Raw genomic sequence first — 24,879 nt, 5'->3', positions numbered from 1 at the left:
CCGTGAGGTGTTCCATGAGCGCGACCCTGTCCGAAGCGACGCAGGCGTCCTTCGTCCGCCACCCGATCCGTCTGACACTCAATGGGCAATTGCATGAGTTGCAGGTGTTGCCCTGGACCACGCTGCTGGACTTGTTGCGCGAGCAACTGGATCTGGTGGGCAGCAAGAAAGGTTGTGATCACGGCCAATGCGGTGCCTGTACGGTGTTGCGCGATGGCAAGCGCATCAATGCCTGCCTGACCCTGGCGGTGATGTGCGACGGCGTCGAGCTGACCACCATTGAAAGCTTGGCCGACGGTGACCGACTGCATCCCATGCAGCAGGCGTTCATCAGGCACGACGCTTTCCAGTGCGGCTATTGCACGCCTGGACAGGTCTGTTCGGCGGTGGGGCTGGTCAACGAGGGGAGGGCGCAGACGAGCGGACAGATCAGCGAACTGATGAGTGGCAATCTGTGCCGATGCGGCGCCTACAACAACATCCGTGACGCGATCGAAGAGGCGTTGCCGCTGTGCCAGCAGCAGGGGGATGACCAATGAACCCCTTCCACTACAGCAAGCCCGACACCGTTCAGGCGGCCATCGACTTGTCGAGCCCCTCGTCACGCTTCATCGCCGGCGGTACCAACCTGCTGGACCTGATGAAAGAAAACCTCACCCGGCCCGCACACTTGATCGACATAACCGGATTGCCCTTGGCGGACCTCAGTGAAACGCCTTCCGGCGGCGTGATGATCGGCGCCTTGGTGAGCAATGCCGATCTGGCCTGGCATCCGTGGATCGAGCGTCGTTATCCGCTGTTATCCCAGGCGATCCTGGCGGGTGCCTCACCGCAGCTGCGCAACATGGCCAGCACCGGCGGCAACCTGTTGCAACGCACCCGCTGTTATTACTTCTATGACGCCAACGTGCCCTGCAACAAGCGCCGGCCCGGCAGTGGTTGTCCGGCGCGGGACGGTTTGAACCGGATCCATGCGATTTTCGGCGCCAGCGATCATTGCGTGGCGACCCACCCTTCCGACATGTGTGTCGCACTGGCCGCCCTCGAGGCAGTGGTTCATGTCCTCGGTCGGGGTGGTGCGCGGACCATCGAGTTCGCCGACTTCCACCGTCTGCCCGGAGATGCACCGGAGCGGGACAACCAACTGGCCGATGACGAACTGATCACCGCCATCGAGTTGCCTGCCGCCGATTTTGCCGAACACAGCCATTACCTGAAGATTCGGGACCGGGCTTCCTACGCGTTTGCGCTGGTATCCGTGGCGGCGGCGCTGGAGCTGGACGGGCCGGTCATCCGCCAGGCGCGCCTGACCCTGGGCGGCGTGGCCCACAAACCCTGGCGCGACCGGGCCGTGGAGAGTTGGCTGGCGGGCGAGACCGTCAGCCGCGAAACCTTCACGGCTGCCGCCGATGCGCTGTTGCAGCATGCCGAGCCGTTGGCACACAACGGCTTCAAGGTCAGGCTGGCACGTCGGGCGATCATTCGCGCCTTGAGCGATGCCGCACTGGGAGGACACGCCAGATGAATGCTCCGAACAAACCCATAGGACAGCCGCTGGACCGGGTCGATGGTCTGCTCAAGGTGACAGGCCAGGCCCGTTATGCGGGCGAGTACCCCGAGGAAGGCTTGCTGCACGGCAGCATCGTGTCCGGCACCCTCGCCCGTGGCCGCGTAGTGCGCATCGATGCCTCCCGAGCCCTGGCGCTGCCCGGCGTGGTCGCGGTGATCGACCATACCAATCGGCCCAGAATCGCCAGCTATGACGAGCCCTACCAGGATGCCGATGCAGCGGACGGTTCGCCGTTCCGGCCGTTGTACAACGACCAGGTGCTCTACAGTGGCCAGCCGCTGGCCCTGGTGGTTGCGGAAAATCTCGAACTGGCCCGTTACGCCGGTTCACTCATTGAAATCGAATATGAAGCCCAAGACCATCAGACCGATCTGACCATCCTGCAAAACGAAGCCCATGCGGCACCGGCCGAACTGCCCAAGCCCCGTGGGAATTTTCAGGGTGAATACGCCAGTTCCGCGATCAATGTGGATGTGTCTTACAGCACCCCCGTGGAGCATCACAACCCGATGGAGCCCCACGCCAGCACTGTGCTGTACCAACCTGACGGCAGCCTGCACATCCATGACAAGACCCAGGGCACGCAAAACTGCCAGGCCTACGTGCAAAAGGTGTTCGGGCTCGACAAAGAACAGGTGCGCGTGTTCGCCGCGTTTGTCGGTGGTGCCTTCGGCTCCGGGCTGAGGCCGCAATACCAACTACCCCTGGCGGTGATGGCCGCGCTGGCGCTCAAGCGCTCGATACGGGTCAGCCTGACGCGGCAGCAAATGTTTACCTTCGGTTACCGGCCGAGGACCTTTCAGCGCCTGCAATTGGGCGCTGCGGCCAATGGACGGTTGCTGGCCGTGGCGCACACCGCCATCGGCCAGACCTCGCGCTTCGAAGACTTCACCGAGCACGTGGTGGAGTGGAGCGGCATGCTCTATCACTGCGACAACGTGGAGCTGGCCTACAAACTGGTGCCGTTGGATGTCTACACGCCGCTGGACATGCGAGCGCCCGGCGCTGCGCTCGGGCTGATCGGCCTGGAATGCGCCATGGACGAGCTGGCCTGTGCCCTGGCGATCGATCCGCTCCAGTTACGGTTGATCAACTATGCCGAGCGTAACGAGAACGAAGGCAAACCTTACTCCAGCAAGGCGTTACGCGAGTGCTATGCCGAGGGCGCCCGGCGTTTCGGCTGGGACAAGCGCAATCCGGAGCCACGCAGCATGCGCACAGGCCGGCAACTGGTGGGCTGGGGTATGGCGGGCGGCGTCTGGGAAGCGATGCAGCAGAAGGCCAGCGCACAGGCTTCGCTGGCGGCTGATGGCAAGCTGACCGTCAGCAGCGCCACCACGGACATTGGTACCGGCACCTACACGGTCATGACTCAGATCGCCGCCGAGGCGTCAGGGGTTGCCCTGGAAAACGTCAGTTTCATCCTGGGCGATTCGTCCCTGCCTACCGCGCCGCTGCAAGGCGGCTCGTTCACCGTCTCGTCGGTGGGCACCGCGGTGCAACAGGCGTGTGAAGCCCTGAAGGAAAAACTGCTGGCCGTGGCCCGGCAGACCTGTCCGGCCTTCAGCGGCGCGACCCTTGAGCTGGTGACGTTGGCCGACGGTCAGTTGCGCCTGGGCGATGCCTGCGTGTCGTTGGCGGAGCTGGCGCGAAACAGCGGTGAAACGCCGTTACAGGTCCAGGTGACCGCCGAGCCGGATAAGAAGCGCCAGGCCTATGCCACCGCCACGCATTCGGCGGTGTTCGTCGAAGTCTGGGTGGACGAGGACTTGGGGACGGTGAAGGTCAATCGGGTGGTCAGTGCCATTGCGGCAGGCAGGGTGATCAACCCGAAAACGGCCCGCAGCCAGATCCTCGGTGGCGTGGTCTGGGGCGTCGGCATGGCGTTGCATGAAGAGACCCTGACCGACCATGCCCTGGGTCGCCACATGAACCACAACCTGGCCGAGTACCACGTGCCGGTGAACGCCGATATCGGTGACATCGATGTGGTTTTCGTCGAGGAACAGGACGAAATTGTGAATGCGCTGGGCTCCAAGGGTGTCGGTGAAATCGGTATCGTCGGCGTGGCGGCGGCCGTGGCCAATGCGATTTATCACGCCACCGGCAAGCGGATCCGGGATTTCCCCATCACCCTGGATAAGTTGCTTTAGCGTCGTCCATCGGCTCATGCATCCGGTCGCGATTGGCCAGGGTCGGGAATAGTTTGATCCAGGCCCCGGTCACCAGCAGCGTGCCGACACCGCCCATGACCACCGCCGGCACCGTGCCGAACCAGTGGGCGGTCAGGCCGGATTCGAACTCGCCCAACTGGTTCGAGGCACCAATGAACAGCCCGTTCACCGCGCTGACCCGGCCGCGCATTTCATCCGGAGTTTCCAACTGCACGAAGGACGCGCGGATCACCATGCTGATCATGTCCGCCGCCCCCAGCACCACTAGCACCGCCAGGGAAAACCAGAACGACGTGGAGAGGCCGAACGCAATAGTGGCGACGCCGAACACACCCACGGCGGTGAACATCACCCGGCCCACGTTGCGCTCCACGGCGAACCGCGCCAGCCACAGCGACATCAGCAGGGCTCCCACCGCCGGAGCCGAGCGTAACAGGCCAAGGCCCCAGGGACCGGTGAGCAGGATGTCCTTGGCGAATACCGGCAGCAGTGCCGTCGCGCCGCCCAGCAGTACCGCAAACAGATCCAGGGAAATGGCGCCGAGAATGTCCGGGCGGCTGCGGATGAAGCGGATCCCGGCCAGCAGTGAGTCCAGGGTCGCCTTGCCTTTGTTCAGCGGCGTCTGGCGAGCGGGCAGGTTGAGCATCAGGCAGCAGGCGATGAGGTAGAGCACTACGGTCGGTCCGTAGACCCAGACGCTGCCGAAGGCATACAGCAAGCCGCCGAGGGCCGGGGCGACGATGGTCGCCGATTGCTGGGCCGATTGCGCGGCGGCCACGGCACGAGGGAACAGCGCGGAGGGCACTATGCTTGGCAACAGTGCCTGGGTGGTCGGCATTTCAAAGGAGCGGGCGGCACCGAGCAGGAAGGCGAGGATGAAGATCATCTCGCGGGTGACTTGGTCGGTGGCGCTGCCGAGGACCAGCGCCAGGGCAATCATCGCCTGCAACGATTGGCAGATCGCAGCGACCTTGCGCCGGTCATAGCGGTCCGCTACATGCCCGGTGTGCAACATGAACAACACTCGCGGCGCGAATTCCACCAGCCCGACAAGGCCCAGGTCCAGTACGTTGCCGGTCAGTTGGTAGAGGTTCCAGCCGATGGCCACAGTGAGCATCTGAAAGCCGCTGGCGGTGAAGATCCGGGCCAGCCAGAAGGCGATGAAGGGGCGGTGGTGACGGAGCAGCGTTGGCGCTTGGCTGGGCATCGATGACGGATCCACTGATGAAGGCAACGAGATTATCACCGAGCTGTAATTGGAAGTTGCGACCAGCGGAAAAATAGTTAGCCAAACATCGATCTATGGGTGGAGCACCGAATTTCTTGTGGGGGCAAAGCTTGCTCGCGATGCTGTTCGAAGTCCCCCCGGGACCGCGGTGCCTGCATCGCGGGCAAGCCTTGCTCCCACAAATTTGTAGCACAGCCAAGCTGCACCAGCGTTGCCAGCCACTGAGTCAACCTGTCACGCGACAAAAGACCACGCCGTTCATCGGCAAGAATGCGACTACGCTTTGAACATTGCTTGATCCAGATCAATACCGTTCGAGGCATTGACCTGGTGGCCCATTCGGCCAGATAGCTGCGTCGTGACGGTTTTAAAAAGAACGATTTGGAAGGCATCGCACTCCATATCCGAGGGGGCGTGATGCAGGCCACCCGCAGCCGGTTTTACCTGATAGAGGAAGACTTATGTTCGGTTTGGAGGCGCTCGATCTCGCCCGGATCCAGTTTGCATTCACAATCTCGTTCCACATCCTGTTTCCGGCGATCACCATCGGTCTGGCGAGTTACCTGGCGGTGCTCGAAGGCTTGTGGCTCAAGACCCGCGACGACACCTACCGCGATCTTTACCACTTCTGGTCGAAGATATTTGCCGTCAACTTCGGCATGGGGGTGGTGTCCGGGTTGGTCATGGCCTATCAGTTCGGCACCAACTGGAGCCGCTTCTCGGACTTCGCGGGAGCCGTGACCGGACCGCTCCTGACCTATGAGGTGCTCACTGCGTTCTTCCTCGAAGCGGGTTTCCTCGGCGTGATGTTGTTCGGCTGGAGTCGCGTCGGCCGGGGCCTGCACTTCTTTTCCACGGTCATGGTGGCGATCGGCACGCTGATCTCGACGTTTTGGATCCTGTCTTCCAACAGCTGGATGCAGACGCCCCAGGGCTATGAAATCGTTGATGGCCGGGTCATCCCGGTGGACTGGCTGGCGGTGGTTTTCAACCCTTCGTTTCCCTATCGTCTGCTGCACATGGCCACCGCGGCGTTTGTCGCCACGGCGTTCTTTGTCGGCTCATCGGCGGCCTGGCATCTGCTGCGTGGGCGCGACAACCCGGCCATCCGCCGCATGCTGTCGATGGCGATGTGGATGGCCTTGGTGGTGGCGCCGATACAGGCGGTCATTGGCGACTTTCACGGCCTCAACACCCTCAAGCATCAGCCGGCGAAGATCGCGGCCATTGAAGGTCACTGGGAAAACGTCGGCAACGAGCCCACGCCGCTGATCCTGTTCGGCCTGCCGGACATGAAGGCGGAGAAGACCCGCTTCGCCGTGGAGATTCCTTATCTGGGCAGCCTGATCCTGACCCACAGCCTGGACAAGCAGGTACCGGCCCTCAAGGAGTTCCCGCCTGAGGATCGACCGAATTCGACCATCGTGTTCTGGTCGTTCCGGGTCATGGTGGGCCTGGGGCTGCTGATGATTTTCACCGGTCTGTGCAGCTTCTGGTTGCGTCGCAACGGCCGGCTCTATCAATCACGACCGTTCCTCCATCTGGTGCTGTGGATGGGCCCGTCCGGCCTGGTCGCGATCCTGGCTGGCTGGTTCACCACCGAGATCGGTCGCCAGCCGTGGGTGGTCTACGGCCTGATGCGCACGGCCGATGCCTCGTCCGGGCATAGCTTCGCTCAGATGAGCATCACCCTGGTGTTGTTCGTCGTGGTCTATTTCGCGCTCTTCGGTGCCGGCCTGAGTTACATGATGCGCCTGGTGCGCAAGGGGCCGGTGGCCCACGAGGTCGAGCCGACCGATGGCGGCCCGGGCCAGAAACGTACCCCGGCGCGGCCATTGTCGGCCGCCAACGAGGGCGACGAAGAGATGGACCACAACGACCGCTCGAACAAGGGGAATTGAGTCATGGGTATTGATCTTCCGCTGATCTGGGCCGTGGTGATCATCTTCGGCATCATGATGTACGTGATCATGGACGGTTTCGACCTGGGGATCGGCATTCTTTTCCCCTTCATCAAGGGCGAGCGCGACCGCGACGTGATGATGAACACCGTGGCGCCGGTCTGGGACGGTAATGAAACCTGGCTGGTGCTGGGCGGTGCCGGTCTGTTCGGGGCGTTTCCGCTGGCCTACTCGGTGGTGCTGTCGGCGCTTTACCTGCCGTTGATCCTGATGCTGATCGGGCTGATCTTTCGCGGTGTCGCCTTCGAGTTCCGCTTCAAGGCCAAGGCCGAGAAACGGCATCTCTGGGACAAGGCGTTCATTGGTGGATCGCTGACGGCCACCTTCTTCCAGGGCGTGGCGCTGGGCGCATTCATCGACGGGTTCCAGGTGGTCAATCGCCAGTTCGCCGGCGGTTCTCTGGACTGGTTCACGCCGTTCACGATGTTCTGCGGCCTGGCCCTGATCGCGGCCTATGCCTTGCTCGGGTGTACCTGGCTGATCATGAAGACCGAAGGCAAATTGCAGGAGCAGATGCACGACCTCGCCCGACCGCTGGCTTTCGTGGTGCTGGCGGTGATCGGCATTGTCAGCCTCTGGACACCGCTGGCCCACGCCGATATCGCCGCTCGCTGGTTTACTTTGCCGAACCTGTTCTGGTTCCTGCCGGTGCCGGTCCTGGTGCTGGTGACGATGTATGGGTTATTCCGCGCGGTCGCCCGCAACGCGCACTACACGCCGTTCATCCTGACGCTGGTGCTGATATTCCTCGGCTACAGCGGCCTGGGCATCAGCCTGTGGCCGAACATCGTGCCGCCGTCCATCTCGATCTGGGATGCCGCCTCGCCGCCCCAGAGCCAGGGCTTCATGCTGGTAGGTACCTTGTTCATTATCCCGTTGATCCTGGTGTACACCTTCTGGAGCTACTACGTGTTCCGGGGCAAGGTGAACCATGATGACGGTTACCATTGATCGAGCTGCGGGGGTTTGAATGGCCAAACCGGATTTGAAAGATATCGAAGCCGCCGAACGCAAACCGCTCTGGCAGCGTCTGGGTTGGTTGGCGGGAATCTGGGTGGGCAGTGTGCTGGCGCTGTTCATCGTCGCCAGCCTGATGCGGATGTTCATGAATGCCGCGGGGCTGACCACCCATTGATAGGCCGCTGGGGGCAACGTTGCCCCCACCGCGCCAGTTATTTCCGAGCCTTGAGAATCACGAACTTCGGGGTCGCGGCCACTTGCTCGACGCTGCGGAACAACCGCGCCAGTTTGCTGTGATAGCCCAGGTGCCGGTTGCCGACGATGTACAGCGCGCCGCCGACCACCAGCGCTTCACGGGCCTGCTGGAACATTCGCCAGGCCAGGAAATCGCCCACCACTTGTTGTTGATGGAATGGTGGGTTGCACAGCACCACGTCCAGCGACTGCGCCTGTTGCCCGGCCAGACCATCGCCGGCCCGTACGATGACCTCGCGCTCGCCCAGGGCGGCTCGCCAGTTCTCGGCGGCCGATTGCACGGCCATGAAGGACTCATCCACCAACGTGTAGCAGGCGTCGGGGTTGCGCAGGGCGCTGGCAATGGCCAGCACGCCGTTGCCGCAGCCCAGGTCCGCGACCTGGGCTGTCCCCAGGTTGGCTGGCAGATGCGGCAGGAACGCCCGGGTGCCGATATCGAGTCCTTCACGGCAGAACACGTTGGCGTGGTTGAGCAATTCAATCTTCGGCTCGTCCAGCGTGTAGCGGGTGGGGTAGGGGGATACCTGGGGGGCTGACGAGACGGCTTGCGGCGTGGCGATCAACAGGCGAGCCTTTTTCACCGCCAGTGACGCCTGCACCGAGCCGATGTAACGCTCCAACAGGTCGCCGGCAGCCCGGGGCAGATGCTTGATCATCGCGCCAGCGACCACCTGGGCGCCGGGAGCCAATTGGCCTTGCAGGCGAATCAGTTGTTCTTCCAGCAGGGCCAGGGTCTTCGGCACTTTGATCAGGACGTGGTCAAAGGGCCCGGTCAACGGCTCGCTGGCCGGCAACGTCGGCACCGCATCGAAGGGGCGTCCGTTACGAACCAGGTTCTTCTGCAACGCTTGCAATGCCAGGAACGAGTCGCTGCTGCTGGTTACTTCAACCTGGCCGCTCAGGCTGGCGGCGAGGGCACCGAATCCGTCATTGAGCACCAGGACCCGAGTACTTGCAGTCGGTTGCTGTTCGGCCAGGTGAGCGAGCAGGTATTCATCGGCTGCATCAAAAGCTTGCAGCGGTTCGTTCGGCTGTTCGGGTTGGCGGATCAGATCGAGTTGGGCGAAGGGACTGACAAGCAAAGGCATGGTTGGGACTCTGGCAATCGACGAATGTCCCGCTGCTCTGAGGCAGGTGCTTCAGCGGGCCGCCTGAATGAACTACGTCGGGTGCTGAGGGCGACATCATTCAAGTGGGGCCGTGATGGTACTTTTTTTTGCTGCGCATTACCCGAGGGTTTTCAAAGTCTGCAAGGCCGGTCCGGATCAGATCACATGGATGTGAGCCGCCTTGGCCACGGCTGAAATCTTATTGCTGACGTTCAGCTTTCGCATGCAACTGCAGACATGGAAGTTCACTGTGCGTTCGGAAAGACACAATATCCTGCCTACCTCCGACGCGGTCTTCCCTTCGGCTGACCATCTCAGTACTTCGATTTCCCTCGGTGACAAATGGCATTTCTGCGTGGTTGCAGTGGTGTCTGCCATTCTCCTGCTCGCCAGCGCATGCAGTCGTCGACTGGCGAAGATGGCGTAGCCGAGATTTCCATAATGTTCCTCGATATCGATAGGAGAGTGAGTCCGAGCGAGGCTGAAAAGACTGCAGTGACCCCCATGGTCGTCATGAACGGCTTGTGTCCAACCATATCTGAGACCTTGTCGATTCAGTTCAAGCCATAACTTGGGTGCCTGGACAAAAAGACTCTCATCCCAAAGGATGGGAAGAGGCGATTGATTGCAGTGTGCTACTACTGGGTCGCTGGAGGCATAGCCATTCTGTTCATATAACCTGTCCCAACCATAGGGGTAGTTGTTCAGGTTCACCTTGCTGGCATGTTTAACCGGGCTGCCGAGATAAGATGCAAATGCACAAAATTCAAAGCCTTGATTATTAAAGAAATTCAGGACCAGGCGATAGGCTGTCTGCAGGTCTTTTTCGCAGGATAATTTCCTTAACTGTAAGTCCTTCCACTTGTCCATCGTCGTCTCCTGGATTGACGTTCAACTGCGTGGATCCAATCTGGTGCGAACACACAGTGTAGGACTTTTCCTACGCAGTAGTTAGAATTTTTAATGTCACTGACTACGGGCGGTATTTACGAATATACGTCGTGAAGTTTCTACTGCTACAAGTTTTTTATACTTGTACAGCTTTGGTAGATGTTTCCAGTGAGTGGGTGAAGCAGTTGTAATTAAAATGCCATTACTCTTTGTCGGTGGTTAAGACGCTCACTTTGCGGGACACTGTGATCCTCGTCCCTTTGGAGTGGCTCATGACCGACAGCGCAGAGAAGTTCACCCGTCAAACCCTGCTGGACGTGCAGCCGTTGACCTCCCATTTGTTTACCTTGCGCATCTCCCGGGATCGTGGTTTTCGTTTCCGGGCGGGCCAGTTCGCCCGGCTGGGGGTGGTCAAAGCGGACGGCAATACCGTCTGGAGGGCCTATTCCATGGTGTCCTCGCCGTTCGACGAGTTTCTGGAATTTTTTTCCATCGTCGTTCCGGATGGCGAGTTCACCAGTGAACTCAGCCGCTTGAAACCGGATGACAGCTTGTTGGTTGATCGTCAGGCATTTGGTTACCTGACGCTGGACCGTTTCGTTGACGGACGGGATCTATGGTTGCTGTCCACCGGGACGGGAGTGGCGCCGTTCCTTTCGATTCTCCAGGATTTCGAGGTGTGGGAGAGATTCGAGCGGATCATTCTCGTGTACAGCGTCCGCGAGGCCAAGGAGCTGGCGTATCAGGACCTGATCGACGGGCTGGGTCGACGCGATTACCTGGCCGAGCACGCCCATAAGTTTCGTTTTATCGCGACCGTGACCCGTGAACAGCATCCCGGGGCACTGAACGGACGCATCACGGCGCTGCTTGAAAATGGCGAACTGGAACGAGCGGCCGGGGTAGCGCTGACGCCGGAGCATTCGCGGGTCATGTTGTGTGGCAATCCCCAGATGATCGACGACACGCGCAAGCTGCTCAAGGCCAGGGGCCTGCAACTGAGCCTTTCCCGGCGGCCGGGCCAGGTGGCGGTGGAAAACTATTGGTAGGCGTAGAGCCAAGCACGAGTCTTGCGGCGAGGGAGCTTGCTCCCGCTGGGCTGTGTAGCAGCCCCACATCAGGGCTGCCTCAGCGTTGCGTGACGAACCACTCCAGCAAATAGCGCTCAGGGCTTTTCGTTCTGGGCCTTGAGCAGGTCGCGAATCTCGCTCAGCAGCAGTTCTTCCTTGCTCGGAACCGGCGGCGCACTCGGGGCAACGGCCTCTTCACGCTTGAGGCGGTTGATCGCTTTGACGCCCATGAAGATGGCGAACGCGACGATGATGAAATCAATGGTGCTCTGGATGAACTTGCCGTAGGCCAGTACCACTGCAGGTGCGTCACCTTGGGCAGCCTTGAGAGTGATGGCCAGGTCACTGAAGTCCACCCCGCCAATCAGCAGGCCGATCGGAGGCATGACGACATCGCCCACGAATGACGATACGATTTTGCCGAAAGCGGCCCCGATGATGATCCCGACGGCCATGTCGACGACATTGCCTTTGACCGCGAAGGCCTTGAACTCGCTTAACATGCCCATGAACAGTTCCTTGTGATAAATGAATTGAATGGCAGTGTAATTCAGCTAAACGCGTCTCGCTCGACACGTCTACTTACAAAGCTCCCCAGCTATCGACCTGGCTCCCTTCTAAAAGTTTACAAAGTGCCATCAATCGCGCGTGATACGCGGTTTCAAGCGGACGCCCTACAAGGTTTTCTCTATCAGTGTGGTACGGCATTTCTATTTAGGTTTTGCTTTTTCGGGCACTAGCCTCTGACAAGCGCACATGGATGCGCTCTATAACATCAGAGGAAACGCTATGAATACTTCCCTTGGCGGTGGGACTTTTCCCCAACGTCGCGCTCTTTTTGTGCTGAGCGCTGGCCTGCTGTCCTTTTCCGTCAACGCTGCCACCCTGACCCGCGACAACGGAGCGGCCGTCGGCGACAACCAGAACTCGCAGACGGCAGGCCCCAATGGGCCGGCTTTGCTGCAGGACGTGCAACTGATCCAGAAACTCCAGCGTTTCGATCGTGAGCGCATTCCCGAGCGTGTGGTGCATGCCCGTGGCACCGGCGCCCATGGCACCTTCACCGTGTCCAGCGACCTCAGTGACTTGACCAAGGCGAAGGTCTTTGCGGCAGGGCAGGCCACTCCCGTGTTCGTGCGTTTTTCTGCCGTGGTACATGGCAATCATTCGCCGGAAACCTTGCGTGACCCTCGGGGCTTTGCCACCAAGTTCTACACGGCCGACGGTAACTGGGACCTGGTGGGGAACAACTTCCCGACCTTCTTCATTCGCGATGCCATCAAGTTTCCTGACATGGTCCATGCGTTCAAACCTGATCCACGGACCAACCTGGACGACGACTCACGTCGTTTCGACTTCTTCTCCCATGTACCAGAAGCAACCAGGACGCTGACCGAGCTGTATTCCAACTCCGGTACTCCGGCCAGTTACCGTGAAATGGACGGTAATGGTGTGCATGCCTACAAGTTGGTGAATGCCAAGGGCGAAGTCCACTACGTCAAGTTTCATTGGAAAAGTTTGCAGGGCTTGAAGAATCTCGATCCGAAAGAAGTGGTGAAGGTTCAAGGGCAGGATTACAGCCATATGACCAACGACTTGGTGAGTCATATCAATAAGGGCGACTTTCCGAAGTGGGACCTGTATGTCCAGGTCCTGAAACCTCAGGACTTGTCCAAGTTCGATTTCGACCCGTTGGATGCAACCAAGATCTGGCCGGGCGTGCCTGAGCGTAAAGTCGGGCAGATGGTTTTGAACCGCAATCCGGCCAATGTCTTCCAGGAAACCGAACAGGTGGCGATGGCACCGGCCAATGTTGTTCCGGGCATCGAGCCTTCGGAGGATCGTCTGTTGCAGGGGCGGGTGTTCTCCTACGCCGATACGCAAATGTACCGGATAGGCGCCAATGCCCTTCAATTACCGATCAATGCCCCCAAGGTGGCGGTGAACACCGGTAATCAGGACGGCGCGATGAACCCTGGGAGCACCAGCACCGGGGTGAATTACCAGCCGAGTCGCCTGATGCCCCGCGAAGAGCTGCAATCGGCGCGCTACAGCCAGACCGCGCTGAGCGGCAACACCCAGCAGGCGAAGATCCAGCGTGAGCAGAACTTCAAGCAGGCCGGCGACCTGTACCGCTCATTCAACCAGAAGGAACGCAATGACCTGATTGAAAGCTTCGGTGGGTCATTGGCCACCACCGATGACGAGAGCAAGCACATCATCCTGTCGTTCCTCTACAAGGCCGACCCGGAATATGGCACCGGCGTGGCTCGTGTCGCCAAAGGTGACCTGGCCCGCGTCAAGGCGCTGGCGGAAAAACTGACCGACTGATCCGTCAGTCTGGCAGCTACATGCCCTGTGGGAGCAAGGCTTGCTCCCACAGTCTTGAGTCAAAAAGGAGGCACCGTGATGCGTTATTTCCTGTGTTCCCTGCTTGCCATCTGGTCACTGTCCGCGTTGGCCGATCAGCCCGCTGCGACCGACCCGGCAGCTGTACAAGAAGAGTTGCAAACTTATTATTTCGACGCCGCCCGTCGGGGGGACGTGTCCATGCTCGATGCCTTTATCGACGCTCATTACTCACTCGATACCCAGGACGAGAAGGGCTACACCGCCCTGATCCTGGCGGCTTATCACGGTCATGGCCCTGCGGTGGAGCGGCTGCTGGCTGCAGGGGCCGATGCCTGTGTCCAGGACAAGCGCGGCAATACGGCGTTGATGGGCGCTATTTTCAAGGGCGAAGTGCAGATCGCGCGACGTCTGTTATCCACTGATTGCAGCCCCGACCAGCGCAACGGCGCGGGGCAGACTGCCGCGATGTACGCCGGCTTGTTCAAGCGTACGGAGCTGCTCGACGCCTTGAAGGCCAAGGGCGCCGACCTCCAGGCCCAGGATCCGTTGGGCAATACCGCGATGGACCTGGCCCGGGGTGAAATCAGAATGCCGGCCCCGCGCTGAACCCTGGTGCCCTGTAAGGTTGATTTGAGTACTCGAGTTGACCGTACAGGCCACCAGCTGGGCTATCATCGCGGTTTTTCTCCCGGAGTTCAGATGGCCAAGGCAAAGCGCATGTACGGCTGCACCGAGTGCGGCTCGACCTTTCCCAAATGGGCTGGCCAGTGCGGTGAGTGCGGCGCCTGGAACACATTGACCGAAACCATGGTGGAAAGTGGCGGTGCCGCGGCGCCCACCGGACGCACCGGGTGGGCCGGCCAGCAAGCACAGATCAAGACCCTGGCCGAAGTCAGTGTCGAGGAGATCCCTCGGTTCTCCACCGCTTCCGGTGAACTGGACCGCGTGTTGGGTGGCGGTCTGGTGGACGGTTCGGTGGTCTTGATCGGCGGTGACCCGGGTATCGGCAAATCCACCATCCTGTTGCAAACCTTGTGCAACATCGCCACACGCATGCCGGCGTTGTACGTCACCGGCGAAGAGTCCCAGCAGCAAGTCGCCATGCGCGCGCGGCGTCTTGGGTTGCCCCAGGATCAGTTGCGGGTCATGACCGAGACCTGTATCGAAACGATCATCGCCACGGCGCGCCTGGAAAAGCCCAAGGTGATGGTGATCGACTCGATCCAGACGATTTTCACCGAGCAACTGCAATCGGCGCCGGGTGGTGTGTCCCAGGTTCGTGAAAGCGCGGCGTTGCTGGTTCGTTACGCCAAGCAGAGCGGCACGGCGATCTTCCTGGTAGGTCATGTCACCAAGGAAGGTGCGCTGGCGGGGCCGCGGGTGCTGGAGCACATGGTCGATACCGTGCTGTATTTCGAGGGCGAGTCCGATGGTCGCCTGCGTTTGTTACGGGCGGTGAAGAATCGCTTTGGTGCCGTGAATGAGCTGGGTGTGTTCGGCATGACCGACAGGGGCCTGAAAGAGGTCTCCAATCCTTCTGCGATCTTTCTGACGCGTGCCCAGGAAGAAGTGCCGGGCAGCGTGGTCATGGCGACTTGGGAAGGGACTCGACCGATGTTGGTGGAAGTGCAGGCGCTGGTAGACGACAGCCACCTGGCGAACCCGCGCCGGGTCACGCTGGGGCTGGATCAGAACCGGCTCGCGATGTTGCTGGCCGTGCTGCATCGACACGGTGGTATTCCTACCCATGACCAGGACGTTTTCCTCAACGTGGTGGGTGGCGTGAAGGTACTGGAAACCGCGTCCGACCTGGCGTTGATGGCGGCCGTCATGTCCAGCCTGCGCAATCGACCGCTGCCCCATGATTTGCTGGTGTTCGGTGAAGTCGGTCTGTCGGGCGAAGTCCGACCGGTGCCCAGCGGGCAGGAACGACTCAAGGAGGCGGCCAAGCATGGTTTCAAACGCGCCATCGTGCCCAAGGGCAACGCGCCGAAGGAAGCGCCGGCAGGTTTGCAGATCATTGCCGTGACGCGGTTGGAGCAGGCGCTGGACGCGTTGTTCGAGTAGTGCAGCGGCTGCGTATCTGTCATATCTGGATCAACGCCGCCAATTCCCGCTCCAGCTCGTTGTGATCGGCCAGATTCAACTCCACCAGGCGGCGCAGGTGCGCGATGGAGTCCAGGTCGATATGTTCGCAGACAAAACCCAAGTGGCCGTTGTCGTCGTGGGCGAGTCGAACCTCCATTTTCAAGTCGACATCCTTGCCCAGGTGGATATCGGCTTCGAAAGGCTGCTCGGGGTCACCCAGCCATGGCTCGGGCTTCTCGATCAGCAGGCCTTTCAGAGACAGGTCCAGCAGCTTCACTGGCCAGATGTACTCGCCCTGGCTCAGTTCGGTCCTGGCATGAAACTCGATTCGTACGAAGCGGCGGCGTTCGCTCATAGCCCAATCCCTCTGAATATTCACTGACTATAGACCCAACTGAAGCGTCATCGTCACCGTTCGACCGGAGACAGGAGAATGCCGGGATGGCCTTTGCTGTCGTTAGGGCTAAACTTCGGTGGCTGCCTTTCTTGTCCAACCCTGGCTGGAATAAAAAAATGAAAAACAATAATAGCCTGCTGCGCCATATACCCTGGCTCCTGCTGGCCGTTGCAGGCGCATGCGCCCTGGGCGTAGTGGCCTTGCGCCGCGGCGAACCCATCAACGCCCTCTGGATCGTCGTCGCAGCCGTGGCCATCTACCTGGTCGCCTACCGCTACTACAGCCTCTTCATCGCCAACAACGTGATGCAACTCGATGCGCGCCGGGCCACCCCTGCCGTGCTCAACAACGATGGCCTGGACTTCGTTCCGACCAACAAGCATATCCTCTTCGGTCACCACTTCGCCGCCATTGCCGGCGCAGGGCCATTGGTCGGGCCGGTGCTGGCGGCGCAGATGGGCTACCTGCCCGGCACGCTCTGGCTGATCGCCGGCGTGGTGCTGGCGGGGGCCGTGCAGGACTTCATGATCCTGTTCCTGTCCACCCGCCGCAACGGGCGCTCCCTGGGTGACATGGTCCGTGAGGAAATGGGCCGCATCCCCGGCACCATCGCGCTGTTCGGCTGCTTCCTGATCATGATCATCATCCTCGCGGTGCTGGCGCTGATCGTGGTCAAGGCCCTGGCCGAGAGCCCGTGGGGGATCTTCACGGTGATGGCAACCATTCCGATCGCGATGTTCATGGGCATCTACATGCGCTATATCCGCCCGGGCCGCATCGGTGAAATCTCGCTCATTGGCGTGCTGTTGCTGCTGGGTTCGATCTGGCTGGGCGGGCAGGTCGCTGCCGATCCAGTCTGGGCCAAGGCCTTCAGCTTTACCGGGATCCAGATCACCTGGATGCTGATCGGCTATGGTTTCGTCGCGGCGGTGCTGCCGGTGTGGCTGATCCTGGCCCCGCGGGACTACCTGTCGACCTTCCTCAAGATCGGCACCATCGTCGCCCTGGCGATCGGCATCCTGATCACCATGCCCGAGCTGAAAATGCCGGCGCTGACCCAGTTCACCAACGGCATGGGCCCGGTGTGGAAGGGCGGGCTGTTCCCGTTCCTGTTCATCACCATCGCCTGCGGCGCGGTCTCGGGTTTCCACGCGCTGATCTCCTCGGGCACCACGCCCAAGCTGCTGGACAATGAAACCAACGCCCGCTATATCGGCTACGGCGGCATGCTGATGGAGTCCTTCGTGGCGATCATGGCGATGGTTGCCGCGTCGGTGATCGAACCGGGCGTGTATTTCGCCATGAACAGCCCGGCGGCGGTGGTCGGCGGTGACGTCGTGGCCGTGGCCCAGACCATCAGCGGCTGGGGCTTTGCCGTCACTCCGGACGCGCTGCAGGCGGTGGCCCGGGACATTGGCGAAACCACCGTCCTGGCCCGTGCCGGCGGTGCGCCGACCCTGGCGGTCGGTATCGCGCAGATCCTGCATTCGGTGCTGCCGGGTGAGGACACCATGGCGTTCTGGTACCACTTCGCGATCCTGTTCGAAGCGCTGTTCATCCTCACGGCGGTAGACGCCGGCACCCGTGCCGGGCGGTTCATGCTGCAGGACCTGTTGGGCTCGTTCGTGCCCTCGCTCAAGCGCACCGAATCCTGGACCGCCAACCTGATCGCCACCGCCGGTTGCGTGGCGCTGTGGGGCTACCTGCTGTACCAGGGCGTGATCGATCCGCTGGGCGGCATCAACACCTTGTGGCCGCTGTTCGGCATCTCCAACCAGATGCTGGCCGGTATTGCCCTGATGCTCGGCACCGTGGTGCTGATCAAGATGAAGCGCCAGCGCTACATCTGGGTCACGCTGCTACCGGCGGCCTGGCTGCTGATCTGCACCACCACGGCGGGCCTGATCAAGCTGTTCGACGCCAATCCGGCGATCGGCTTCCTGGCCCTGGCGCGCAAATACAACGATGCCCTGGCGGCAGGGCAGATCCTGGCCCCGGCCAAGAGCATCGAGCAGATGCAGCATGTGGTGTTCAACGCCTACACCAACGCCACGCTGACAACGCTGTTCCTGTTCGTGGTGCTCAGTATCCTGTTCTACGCGATCAAGGTCGGTGTTGCCGCCTGGGGGACGAAAGAGCGCACGGATAAAGAAGCACCATTCCAGGCCCTGCCGGACGCCTGACGCGAGGATTGCAACAATGTTCAATGACTTGAGTCGCCTCGGTAAATACCTCGGTCAGGCCGCCCGCCTGATGGTCGGCATGCCCGACTACGACAACTACGTCGAGCACATGCAAACCAAGCACCCGGACAAACCGCTGATGGACTACGAGGCGTTCTTCCGCGAACGCCAGGAGGCCCGTTACGGTGGCAAGGGTGGACCGAAGTGCTGTTGACCTGACGGCCCTGAGGTAATCCCCCTGTGTGGGAGCCTGTGGGAGCAAGGCTTGCCCGCGACAGCATCGCCTCGGTATCACTGTAGACCGAGGCGCCAGCATCGCGGGCAAGCCTTGCTCCCACAGTTGTCTTTGGGCGGGATCAGGGTGTGTGTTCGCCAGCGATCCCTTGTGGGAGCGAGCCTGCTCGCGATGGCGTACTATCAGCCGACATCGATAGTGACTGCCCCACCGCTATCACGAGCAAGCGCGCTTCCACAAAAATTCTGCATCAAGGAGATTCTGTTTGTCCGCTCCCATTCCTGTGACGATCCTCAGCGGTTTCCTCGGTGCCGGCAAGACCACGTTGTTGCGTCATCTGCTCAAGGCCGAGCACGGCCTGAAAATAGCCGTGATCGAGAACGAATTCAGTGATGCGGGCATCGACACGCAACTGCTGGGCGACGAGCCGGTGCAGGTCATGACCCTGGCCAATGGCTGCGTGTGCTGCACCATTCACACCGACCTGACCAAAGCCCTGTACTTGCTGCTCGAACGGCTGGACAGTGGATCGATCGCCTTCGATCGCCTGGTGATCGAGTGCACCGGTCTGGCCGATCCGGCCCCGGTAGCCCAGACTTTTTTCATCGATGAGGAACTGCGCGAGCGCTACATTCTCGACGGCATCCTGACCCTGGTGGACGCTGCCCACGCCGAGGTTCACCTGACCCAGACGATTGCCCAGGCCCAGGTCGGATTTGCCGATCGCCTTTTGGTGAGCAAGACCGACCTGGTGGACGCAGCCCAGGTCGAGGCACTTGGCGAGCGCTTGACCCGCATCAACCGGCGGGCGCCCATCCGGATCGTGGAACATGGCCAGATCGACCTGGCTGAACTGCTTGATATCCGCGGCTTCAATCTCAATGCCGACCTGGGCGCGGGGTTCAGCCTGCGTCCGGTCGTCAAGGCCGCCACGGGCGACCGCATCAGCAGCCTTGTGCTGCGTACCGACAAGCCGCTGGATATCGACAAGCTCAGCGAGTTCATGAACCAGTTGCTGGAAGATCATGGCAAGCAGCTGCTGCGCTACAAGGGCGTGCTGAACATCGCCGGCGAACCTCGGCGATTGGTGTTCCAGGGGGTGCTCAAGTTGTATGGCTTCGATTGGGACACCGAATGGGCCCCAGATGAGGCCCGGGAAAGTGTGATCGTGTTCATCGCCGACGAGCTGCCCGAGGAGAAAATCCGCTCTGGATTCGAGGCTGTTTTAGTTTGACGTGCGCGTACCTGTGGCCATCAGCAGCCTCTGTTCAAGATGGTCCAGGTGCTCATCCATCAGGCGTACGGCTTCATCCCTGCTGCCGTTTTCCACTGCGTCCACGATCGCCAGATGCTCCTGACAGGCGCAATGCCGGCGGGACTTGATCTCGTGCCGGGCCAGGGCCAGCGAGGTCAAGGGCACCAGGCTGCCAAGAAACTGCGCCAACGGTGCGTTGCCGGCCATGGAGGCTAGGTGCAGGTGAAACTCGCCGGAAAGGCGTATCGCCGGGCCACGCTCGCCGCGTTCCAGGCACTGTTGCTCCCTCGCCACCAGCTCCCGCAGATGTTGCAAGTCCTTCGGTTGCGGTGCCTTGCAGGCCAGGCGCACCAGCGTCTTTTCGGTGAGCCGGCGAGCGTGCAGGATCTGCCGGGTCTGCTCCAGGTCCGGTGCCGCGACTTGCGGCCGATGATTGGGGCGCAGGATCACCACTTGTTGGTGGGACAGGCGCGCCAGTACACGACGAATGATGCTGCGGCTGACGCCGAACACATCCCCGAGGCCTTCCTCGGTGAAACGGCTGGCGGGAGCAATGCGTTGTTCAAGGATGGCGTCGAAGATCCGCGGATAGATATCGTCCACCGACGGCTTGCCGACCGCGCCGGGCAGTGGAAGCGCGGCAAGCACATTGCGTTGATGTTGATGGGACATGACGTTGTTCATGACGGTCTCCGCAAGGCGTGGCTCAAGTACCGAGGTTGTCGTCCGGGATATTCAGTTCAATGCCCATGCGCTGGCCTTCCCTGAGGATATGCCGGCGCATTTCCGCGCTGGCCTGGGCGCTGTTCTTGCCACGAATGGCGCGCACCACGGCTTCGTTCTCTTCCAGCCGTTCAGCCAGATGTTCGGGCGAGTTGCGTAACACATCGGCGCTTTGCTTGAGGGCATTGCTGGTCTGTTGCACCACGCTGTGAAAGATCGGGTTGGATGTCAGGGCAAACAGTTCTTCGTGGAACGCGATGTAGGCGCTGGCGCAGGCATCGTTGTCATTGGCTTCCAGAGCCTCGCGCATGTCCATGAGGGTCAGGCGCAACTGTCCGACTTCCTTGTTGCTGATGGACTGGGCTACCAGGCCGACGATGAAGGGTTCCAGGGTGTATCGCAGTTGCAGCACGTCTTCCAGGCTCGCACCGGCTACCGCATTGCTTTCATGGATATCACTGGCGCTGGCTTCCAACACCACCACGCCTTTACCCGGCATCGAGCGCACAAGGCCGAGGGTTTCCAGCACGATGACCGCTTCGCGCAGGCTTGGCCGGCTGATGCCCAGCTGTTCGGCCAGCTCCCGCTGGCCGGGCAGCATGTCGCCCGAGCGCCACTGGCCCCGGGCCAGGGCGGCGCGCAGTTTCTCCACCACGGAGTTGACGACGGTTGATGAACTGATCACACGGTGCTCCTTCAAAAATCAATCAGGCGATGCCGGCTCGGGGGCCGGCATCGCAGCTTTTCAGAACTGCTGCTGATGGGCGCTACCCGCCGGTTTTCTCGGTTGGAAGGTATAGCCCTGTTGGCCGGACAGTACCTTGCGCGCACGGGGGACATCGATGTCTTTTTCCCATCGGCCGATCGCCACCGTGGCCACGCAGTTGCCGATCAGATTGGTCAGGGCGCGACCGATGCCCATGAACCAGTCGACCGCCAGCACCAGTACCAGGCCGACCACCGGAATCGCCGGGATCGCCGTCAGCGTGGCGGCCAGGATCACCAATGCCGAGCCGGGGATCCCATGGGCCCCCTTGGACGTGATCAGCGACACCAGGAGGATGGTCAGCAGGTCGGTCAGGGCCAGGGGGGTACCGGTGGCGTTGGCGATAAAGACGATAGCCAGGGTCAGGTAGATCGAGAAACCATCCAGGTTGAACGAGTAACCCGTCGGGATGACCAGCCCCACGGTGGAACTGCCGATCCCGAGGTGTTCGAGCTTGCGCATGACTTGGGGCAGCACGGCGTCGGAAGAGGCTGTGCCGAGCACGATGAGCAGTTCTTCACGCAGGTATTTGAGGAACGGCAACATCGGCAGGCCCGACGCCCGCATCACCAGGCCCAGGACCAGGGCAACGAAGGCGGTGCAGGTCAGGTAGAACAGGCCGACCAGGCTGCCCAGGTGTTGCAGCGAGTCCAGCCCATACTTGCTGGTGGTGAAGGCAATGGCGCCGAAGACGCCGATGGGAGCCAGGCGCACGACCATGCCCATGATGCGGAAGATCACGTGGCTGAGTTCGTTGATCAACCGGGAGATGCCGGAGGCTGCGTCCCCCACCAGGTTCAGCGCACTACCGAACAGTACCGAGAACAGCAGCACTTGCAGGATGTTGTTATCCGCGAAGGCACCGAGCACCGAGGTCGGAATGAGGTTCATCAGGAACTGCGTGGTGGTTACCATGTGATGGCCGCGTTGGGCGATTTCACCTGCGTCCGCGCTGGCAAACTGCTCCAGGTGGATGTTCGCGCCACTGCCGATGCCGGTGCTGAAGGCCAGAACCAGACCGATCACCAGGGCGATGGTGGTCAGCACTTCAAAATAGATGACTGACTTGAGGCCGATGCGCCCGACCTTCTTGAGGTCGCCGGCGCCGGAAATGCCACTGACCACCACGCAGAACACGATCAGGCCGATGAGCATCTTGATCAGCTTGATGAAGCCGTCGCCGAGAGGTTTGAGCTCAGCGGAATATTCGGGAAGGGTAAGTCCGCAGACGATGCCGAGCACCAATCCGAGAACAACTTGAAGGAAGATCGAACGCGAGCACCATCTGAGCATGGGAGGGATTCCTGGTTCGGTGTCCGTTCCGGCGTGGATAGCCGGAGTAGGGACTTCATTATTGTGGTCTTACCGGTTTGTCCAGTTCAGGCGCAGTCTAGGCGCGATTTTTGGGGGTTGGCAAGGTAATTCTCGAGATTTGGCTTTACCGGTCTTACCAGTTGAAGCGAAACCCTTGTGCTTGAGCCTTTTGTCCCGCAAAAAAAATTGGCCTGGTGGCGAGAATGATTACCCTCGTCACCAGGCCACGCAGATGATGGCGTTCCTGTTCAAATGAGACTAAGGATGAACGTCAACCTGGATCGCTCGTCAGTTTCTGCCAGATAAACATAAGGTGAACCACGCATTCGTAGTCCTCCTACATATTTATTGCGCTTCGTTTTAAGCGACAGCGGCGAGTGTCTGGTTGTGATGTTTTCCAGCGTAATCGTTCTGTTTTGGTGGTCTACCAGCGTAAAGACGGACGGCGTATCCGTGTCTTTTACGCCTAATACCTCAAACCAGCTTCTGCCGATAAATCCGTTGTGGTGCTCACCCTGGTTTTTTATCGACAGGGTGTAGCCGCCAGCAGTGTGGCGAAAGTGCAATTTCAATGGAGGAAGGGGAACGTCCTGGCTCTTGGTATGTATACCCAGCAAGCTCGAGTGATCATAAGTATGTGCTTTTCCGCTGAAAAAGCCTCCGCTGAATGCGGTAATGGTCGCCAGTGCCGGTTTCCCATGCAATGTTCCAAGCAAGTTGATATTCCTGTCTGGCAGGCTGATAGCAGCGGTAAAAGATAATTTACTGTCCATGTAGTGATCTCATCCTTTATTAGGTGTTACGGATTGCCATGAGTGATGAAATCAATGTTAGGGAGTTCTGGGTGTTTTGTGTGGCGGGGGGTATTTCAAAGAATGAAGTGTCGGCTGGAAGTTTGTTGGCGGGATCGGCAATGGCTGGTTTGTTGAGCGTGTCTGTATTTTGACGACACAAATAAAAAGGCCCACATCTTTCGATGTGGGCCTTTTGCTCTAACTGAACGGGCTGATCAGGCGCCGTACACCGGCAGCTTCTTGCAGATTGCCTTGACCTTCTCGCGAACGGCGTCGATCACCGCTTCGTTGTTCAGGTCAGCCAGGATGTCGCAGATCCAGCCGGCCAGTTCCTTGCACTCGGCTTCCTTGAAGCCACGAGTGGTCACGGCCGGGGTGCCGAAGCGCAGGCCGGAGGTGACGAACGGGGAACGTGGGTCGTTTGGCACCGAGTTCTTGTTCACGGTGATGAACGCTTTGCCCAGCGCCGCGTCGGCGTCTTTGCCGGAGATGTCCTGCTTGATCAGCGACAACAGGAACAGGTGGTTCTCGGTACCGCCGGACACCACGTCGAAGCCACGTTCGATGAACACGCCGGCCATGGCCTTGGCGTTTTTCACGACCTGCTGCTGGTAAGCCTTGAACTCAGGTTGCAAGGCTTCCTTGAAGCAGATTGCCTTGGCGGCGATGACGTGCTCCAGCGGGCCGCCCTGGGCGCCCGGGAACACGGCGGAGTTCAGCTTCTTCTCGATGTCGGCGTTGGCGCGAGCCAGGATCAGGCCGCCACGAGGGCCGCGCAGGGTCTTGTGGGTGGTGGTGGTGACCACATCGGCGAATGGTACCGGGTTAGGGTAGACGCCAGCGGCGACCAGGCCGGCGACGTGGGCCATGTCCACGAACAGGTAGGCACCGACCTTGTCGGCGATGGCGCGGAAACGCGGGAAGTCGAGGACCTGGGAGTAGGCGGAGAAACCGGCCACGATCATTTTCGGCTTGTGCTCGAGGGCCAGGCGCTCGACTTCGTCGTAGTCGATCAGGCCGTTGCCGTCGATGCCGTACTGGATGGCGTTGTACAGCTTGCCGGAGGACGAAACGCTGGCGCCGTGGGTCAGGTGACCGCCGTGGGCCAGGCTCATGCCCAGGATGGTATCACCAGCCGACAGCAGCGCCAGGTAGACGGCAGCGTTGGCCTGGGAACCGGCGTGGGGCTGGACGTTGGCATAATCGGCGCCGAACAGCTCCTTGGCGCGGTCAATGGCCAGTTGCTCGACCACGTCGACGTATTCGCAACCACCGTAGTAGCGCTTGCCTGGGTAGCCTTCGGCATACTTGTTGGTCAATACCGAGCCTTGAGCTTCCATCACCGCGGGGCTGGTGTAGTTTTCCGAAGCGATCAGCTCAATGTGCTCTTCCTGGCGCTGAGCTTCTTGCTCCATGGCGGCAAAGAGATCGGCGTCGTACTTGGCAATAGTCAAATCACGGCTGAACATGGCGGTCCTCAAGGATCGGGGGCAGAAAAGGGAGGCATTCTACCCCAACCGGTTTTGGAAGGCATATGAAAGGACATCATGTCGC

At 60.6% G+C, this 24,879-nt stretch carries 24 protein-coding genes; 14 read left to right on the top strand and 10 right to left on the bottom strand.

Annotated elements, in window-relative coordinates:
• The first annotated feature begins 14 nt into the window (after positions 1-14).
• The 3 genes from QZH45_RS26120 to QZH45_RS26110 are packed head-to-tail and all read left to right on the top strand — an operon-like array spanning position 15 to position 3,723.
• Positions 15-539, top strand: a complete 525-nt coding sequence (locus tag QZH45_RS26120) for a (2Fe-2S)-binding protein (RefSeq protein ID WP_055135902.1) — start codon at positions 15-17, stop codon at positions 537-539.
• Positions 536-1,525, top strand: a complete 990-nt coding sequence (locus QZH45_RS26115) for an FAD binding domain-containing protein (RefSeq protein ID WP_055135903.1) — start codon at positions 536-538, stop codon at positions 1,523-1,525. The genes QZH45_RS26120 and QZH45_RS26115 overlap by 4 nt, the downstream gene beginning before the upstream one ends.
• Entirely contained in the window at positions 1,522-3,723 is a 2,202-nt protein-coding gene (locus tag QZH45_RS26110; RefSeq protein WP_024780324.1) for a xanthine dehydrogenase family protein molybdopterin-binding subunit, read from the top strand. The genes QZH45_RS26115 and QZH45_RS26110 overlap by 4 nt, the downstream gene beginning before the upstream one ends.
• Here QZH45_RS26110 and QZH45_RS26105 read toward each other — a convergent pair.
• Complete coding sequence (locus tag QZH45_RS26105) at positions 3,701-4,951, bottom strand: MFS transporter (RefSeq protein WP_024780325.1); 1,251 nt, start codon at positions 4,949-4,951, stop codon at positions 3,701-3,703. The genes QZH45_RS26110 and QZH45_RS26105 overlap by 23 nt on opposite strands.
• Positions 4,952-5,433: 482 nt before the next feature.
• Between QZH45_RS26105 and QZH45_RS26100 the strand changes: the two genes are divergently transcribed.
• From QZH45_RS26100 to QZH45_RS26090, 3 genes are read left to right on the top strand one after another with little or no spacing between them, the layout of a single operon-like run.
• Positions 5,434-6,873, top strand: coding sequence for a cytochrome ubiquinol oxidase subunit I (locus tag QZH45_RS26100; RefSeq protein ID WP_024780326.1), 1,440 nt, complete (start codon positions 5,434-5,436; stop codon positions 6,871-6,873).
• A gap of 3 nt (positions 6,874-6,876) precedes the next feature.
• Positions 6,877-7,884: a cytochrome d ubiquinol oxidase subunit II gene (gene cydB, locus QZH45_RS26095; protein WP_024780327.1), complete on the top strand. Its 1,008-nt coding sequence runs from the start codon at positions 6,877-6,879 to the stop codon at positions 7,882-7,884.
• A gap of 19 nt (positions 7,885-7,903) precedes the next feature.
• A complete protein-coding gene (locus QZH45_RS26090) occupies positions 7,904-8,068 on the top strand; it encodes a DUF2474 domain-containing protein (protein WP_069018334.1) in 165 nt (54 codons plus the stop codon).
• 37 nt (positions 8,069-8,105) lie between these two features.
• Here QZH45_RS26090 and QZH45_RS26085 read toward each other — a convergent pair whose 3' ends face one another.
• Together QZH45_RS26085 and QZH45_RS26080 are read right to left on the bottom strand one after the other, a co-directional pair.
• On the bottom strand, positions 8,106-9,236 hold the full coding sequence (locus QZH45_RS26085; RefSeq protein WP_024780328.1) for a methyltransferase: 1,131 nt from the start codon (positions 9,234-9,236) through the stop codon (positions 8,106-8,108).
• Positions 9,237-9,413: 177 nt separating this feature from the next.
• Entirely contained in the window at positions 9,414-10,127 is a 714-nt protein-coding gene (locus tag QZH45_RS26080) for an autoinducer binding domain-containing protein (protein ID WP_024780329.1), read from the bottom strand.
• Between the two features lie 293 nt (positions 10,128-10,420).
• Between QZH45_RS26080 and QZH45_RS26075 the strand changes: the two genes are divergently transcribed.
• Positions 10,421-11,197 carry a ferredoxin--NADP reductase gene (locus tag QZH45_RS26075; protein WP_053191317.1) on the top strand — a complete coding sequence of 259 codons (777 nt, stop codon included), beginning with the start codon at positions 10,421-10,423 and terminating at the stop codon, positions 11,195-11,197.
• Between the two features lie 116 nt (positions 11,198-11,313).
• Here the strand turns inward: QZH45_RS26075 and mscL are convergent, their stop codons facing one another.
• Positions 11,314-11,727 (bottom strand): large-conductance mechanosensitive channel protein MscL, encoded by a 414-nt coding sequence (mscL, locus tag QZH45_RS26070; protein WP_024780331.1) that lies wholly within the window; start codon positions 11,725-11,727, stop codon positions 11,314-11,316.
• A 280-nt stretch (positions 11,728-12,007) separates the two neighbouring features.
• Between mscL and katB the strand changes: the two genes are divergently transcribed.
• The 3 genes from katB to radA all read left to right on the top strand — a co-directional run bounded on the left by katB (position 12,008) and on the right by radA (position 15,637).
• Positions 12,008-13,549 carry a catalase KatB gene (gene katB / locus QZH45_RS26065; RefSeq protein WP_024780332.1) on the top strand — a complete coding sequence of 514 codons (1,542 nt, stop codon included), beginning with the start codon at positions 12,008-12,010 and terminating at the stop codon, positions 13,547-13,549.
• A gap of 78 nt (positions 13,550-13,627) precedes the next feature.
• Entirely contained in the window at positions 13,628-14,176 is a 549-nt protein-coding gene (locus QZH45_RS26060) for an ankyrin repeat domain-containing protein (RefSeq protein ID WP_024780333.1), read from the top strand.
• 93 nt (positions 14,177-14,269) lie between these two features.
• Positions 14,270-15,637 carry a DNA repair protein RadA gene (gene radA / locus QZH45_RS26055; RefSeq protein ID WP_024780334.1) on the top strand — a complete coding sequence of 456 codons (1,368 nt, stop codon included), beginning with the start codon at positions 14,270-14,272 and terminating at the stop codon, positions 15,635-15,637.
• Between the two features lie 19 nt (positions 15,638-15,656).
• Here radA and QZH45_RS26050 read toward each other — a convergent pair whose 3' ends face one another.
• Complete coding sequence (locus tag QZH45_RS26050) at positions 15,657-16,013, bottom strand: PilZ domain-containing protein (protein WP_024780335.1); 357 nt, start codon at positions 16,011-16,013, stop codon at positions 15,657-15,659.
• 158 nt (positions 16,014-16,171) lie between these two features.
• On the opposite strand from QZH45_RS26050, the gene QZH45_RS26045 reads away from it, so the two are divergent.
• The 3 genes from QZH45_RS26045 to yjiA all read left to right on the top strand — a co-directional run bounded on the left by QZH45_RS26045 (position 16,172) and on the right by yjiA (position 19,707).
• Positions 16,172-18,238, top strand: a complete 2,067-nt coding sequence (locus QZH45_RS26045) for a carbon starvation CstA family protein (RefSeq protein WP_053191313.1) — start codon at positions 16,172-16,174, stop codon at positions 18,236-18,238.
• Between the two features lie 16 nt (positions 18,239-18,254).
• Positions 18,255-18,452 (top strand): YbdD/YjiX family protein, encoded by a 198-nt coding sequence (locus QZH45_RS26040; RefSeq protein WP_003201656.1) that lies wholly within the window; start codon positions 18,255-18,257, stop codon positions 18,450-18,452.
• Between the two features lie 286 nt (positions 18,453-18,738).
• A complete protein-coding gene (yjiA, locus tag QZH45_RS26035; RefSeq protein WP_024780751.1) occupies positions 18,739-19,707 on the top strand; it encodes a GTPase in 969 nt (322 codons plus the stop codon).
• On the opposite strand, the gene QZH45_RS26030 is transcribed toward yjiA, so the two are convergent.
• From QZH45_RS26030 to QZH45_RS26015, 4 genes are all read right to left on the bottom strand, one after another.
• Positions 19,699-20,412, bottom strand: coding sequence for a GntR family transcriptional regulator (locus QZH45_RS26030; RefSeq protein WP_053192159.1), 714 nt, complete (start codon positions 20,410-20,412; stop codon positions 19,699-19,701). The two genes, yjiA and QZH45_RS26030, sit on opposite strands and share 9 nt — an antisense overlap.
• Before the next feature lie 22 nt (positions 20,413-20,434).
• Positions 20,435-21,136: a FadR/GntR family transcriptional regulator gene (locus tag QZH45_RS26025; protein ID WP_053192158.1), complete on the bottom strand. Its 702-nt coding sequence runs from the start codon at positions 21,134-21,136 to the stop codon at positions 20,435-20,437.
• A gap of 60 nt (positions 21,137-21,196) precedes the next feature.
• Complete coding sequence (locus tag QZH45_RS26020; RefSeq protein WP_024780754.1) at positions 21,197-22,510, bottom strand: C4-dicarboxylate transporter DctA; 1,314 nt, start codon at positions 22,508-22,510, stop codon at positions 21,197-21,199.
• Positions 22,511-22,779: 269 nt separating this feature from the next.
• Positions 22,780-23,304: a hypothetical protein gene (locus QZH45_RS26015; protein ID WP_024780755.1), complete on the bottom strand. Its 525-nt coding sequence runs from the start codon at positions 23,302-23,304 to the stop codon at positions 22,780-22,782.
• Positions 23,305-23,342: 38 nt separating this feature from the next.
• On the opposite strand from QZH45_RS26015, the gene QZH45_RS26010 reads away from it, so the two are divergent.
• Complete coding sequence (locus tag QZH45_RS26010; protein WP_257785114.1) at positions 23,343-23,477, top strand: hypothetical protein; 135 nt, start codon at positions 23,343-23,345, stop codon at positions 23,475-23,477.
• A gap of 63 nt (positions 23,478-23,540) precedes the next feature.
• On the opposite strand, the gene glyA is transcribed toward QZH45_RS26010, so the two are convergent.
• Positions 23,541-24,794, bottom strand: a complete 1,254-nt coding sequence (gene glyA / locus QZH45_RS26005; protein ID WP_024780756.1) for a serine hydroxymethyltransferase — start codon at positions 24,792-24,794, stop codon at positions 23,541-23,543.
• Between the last annotated feature and the right edge of the window lie 85 nt (positions 24,795-24,879).

The sequence above is a fragment of the Pseudomonas corrugata genome (genome assembly GCF_050920615.1).
Lineage (GTDB): Bacteria > Pseudomonadota > Gammaproteobacteria > Pseudomonadales > Pseudomonadaceae > Aquipseudomonas > Aquipseudomonas corrugata.
Note: the sequence above shows the minus strand (reverse complement) of the source record. Positions and strands in the feature narration are given on the sequence as shown.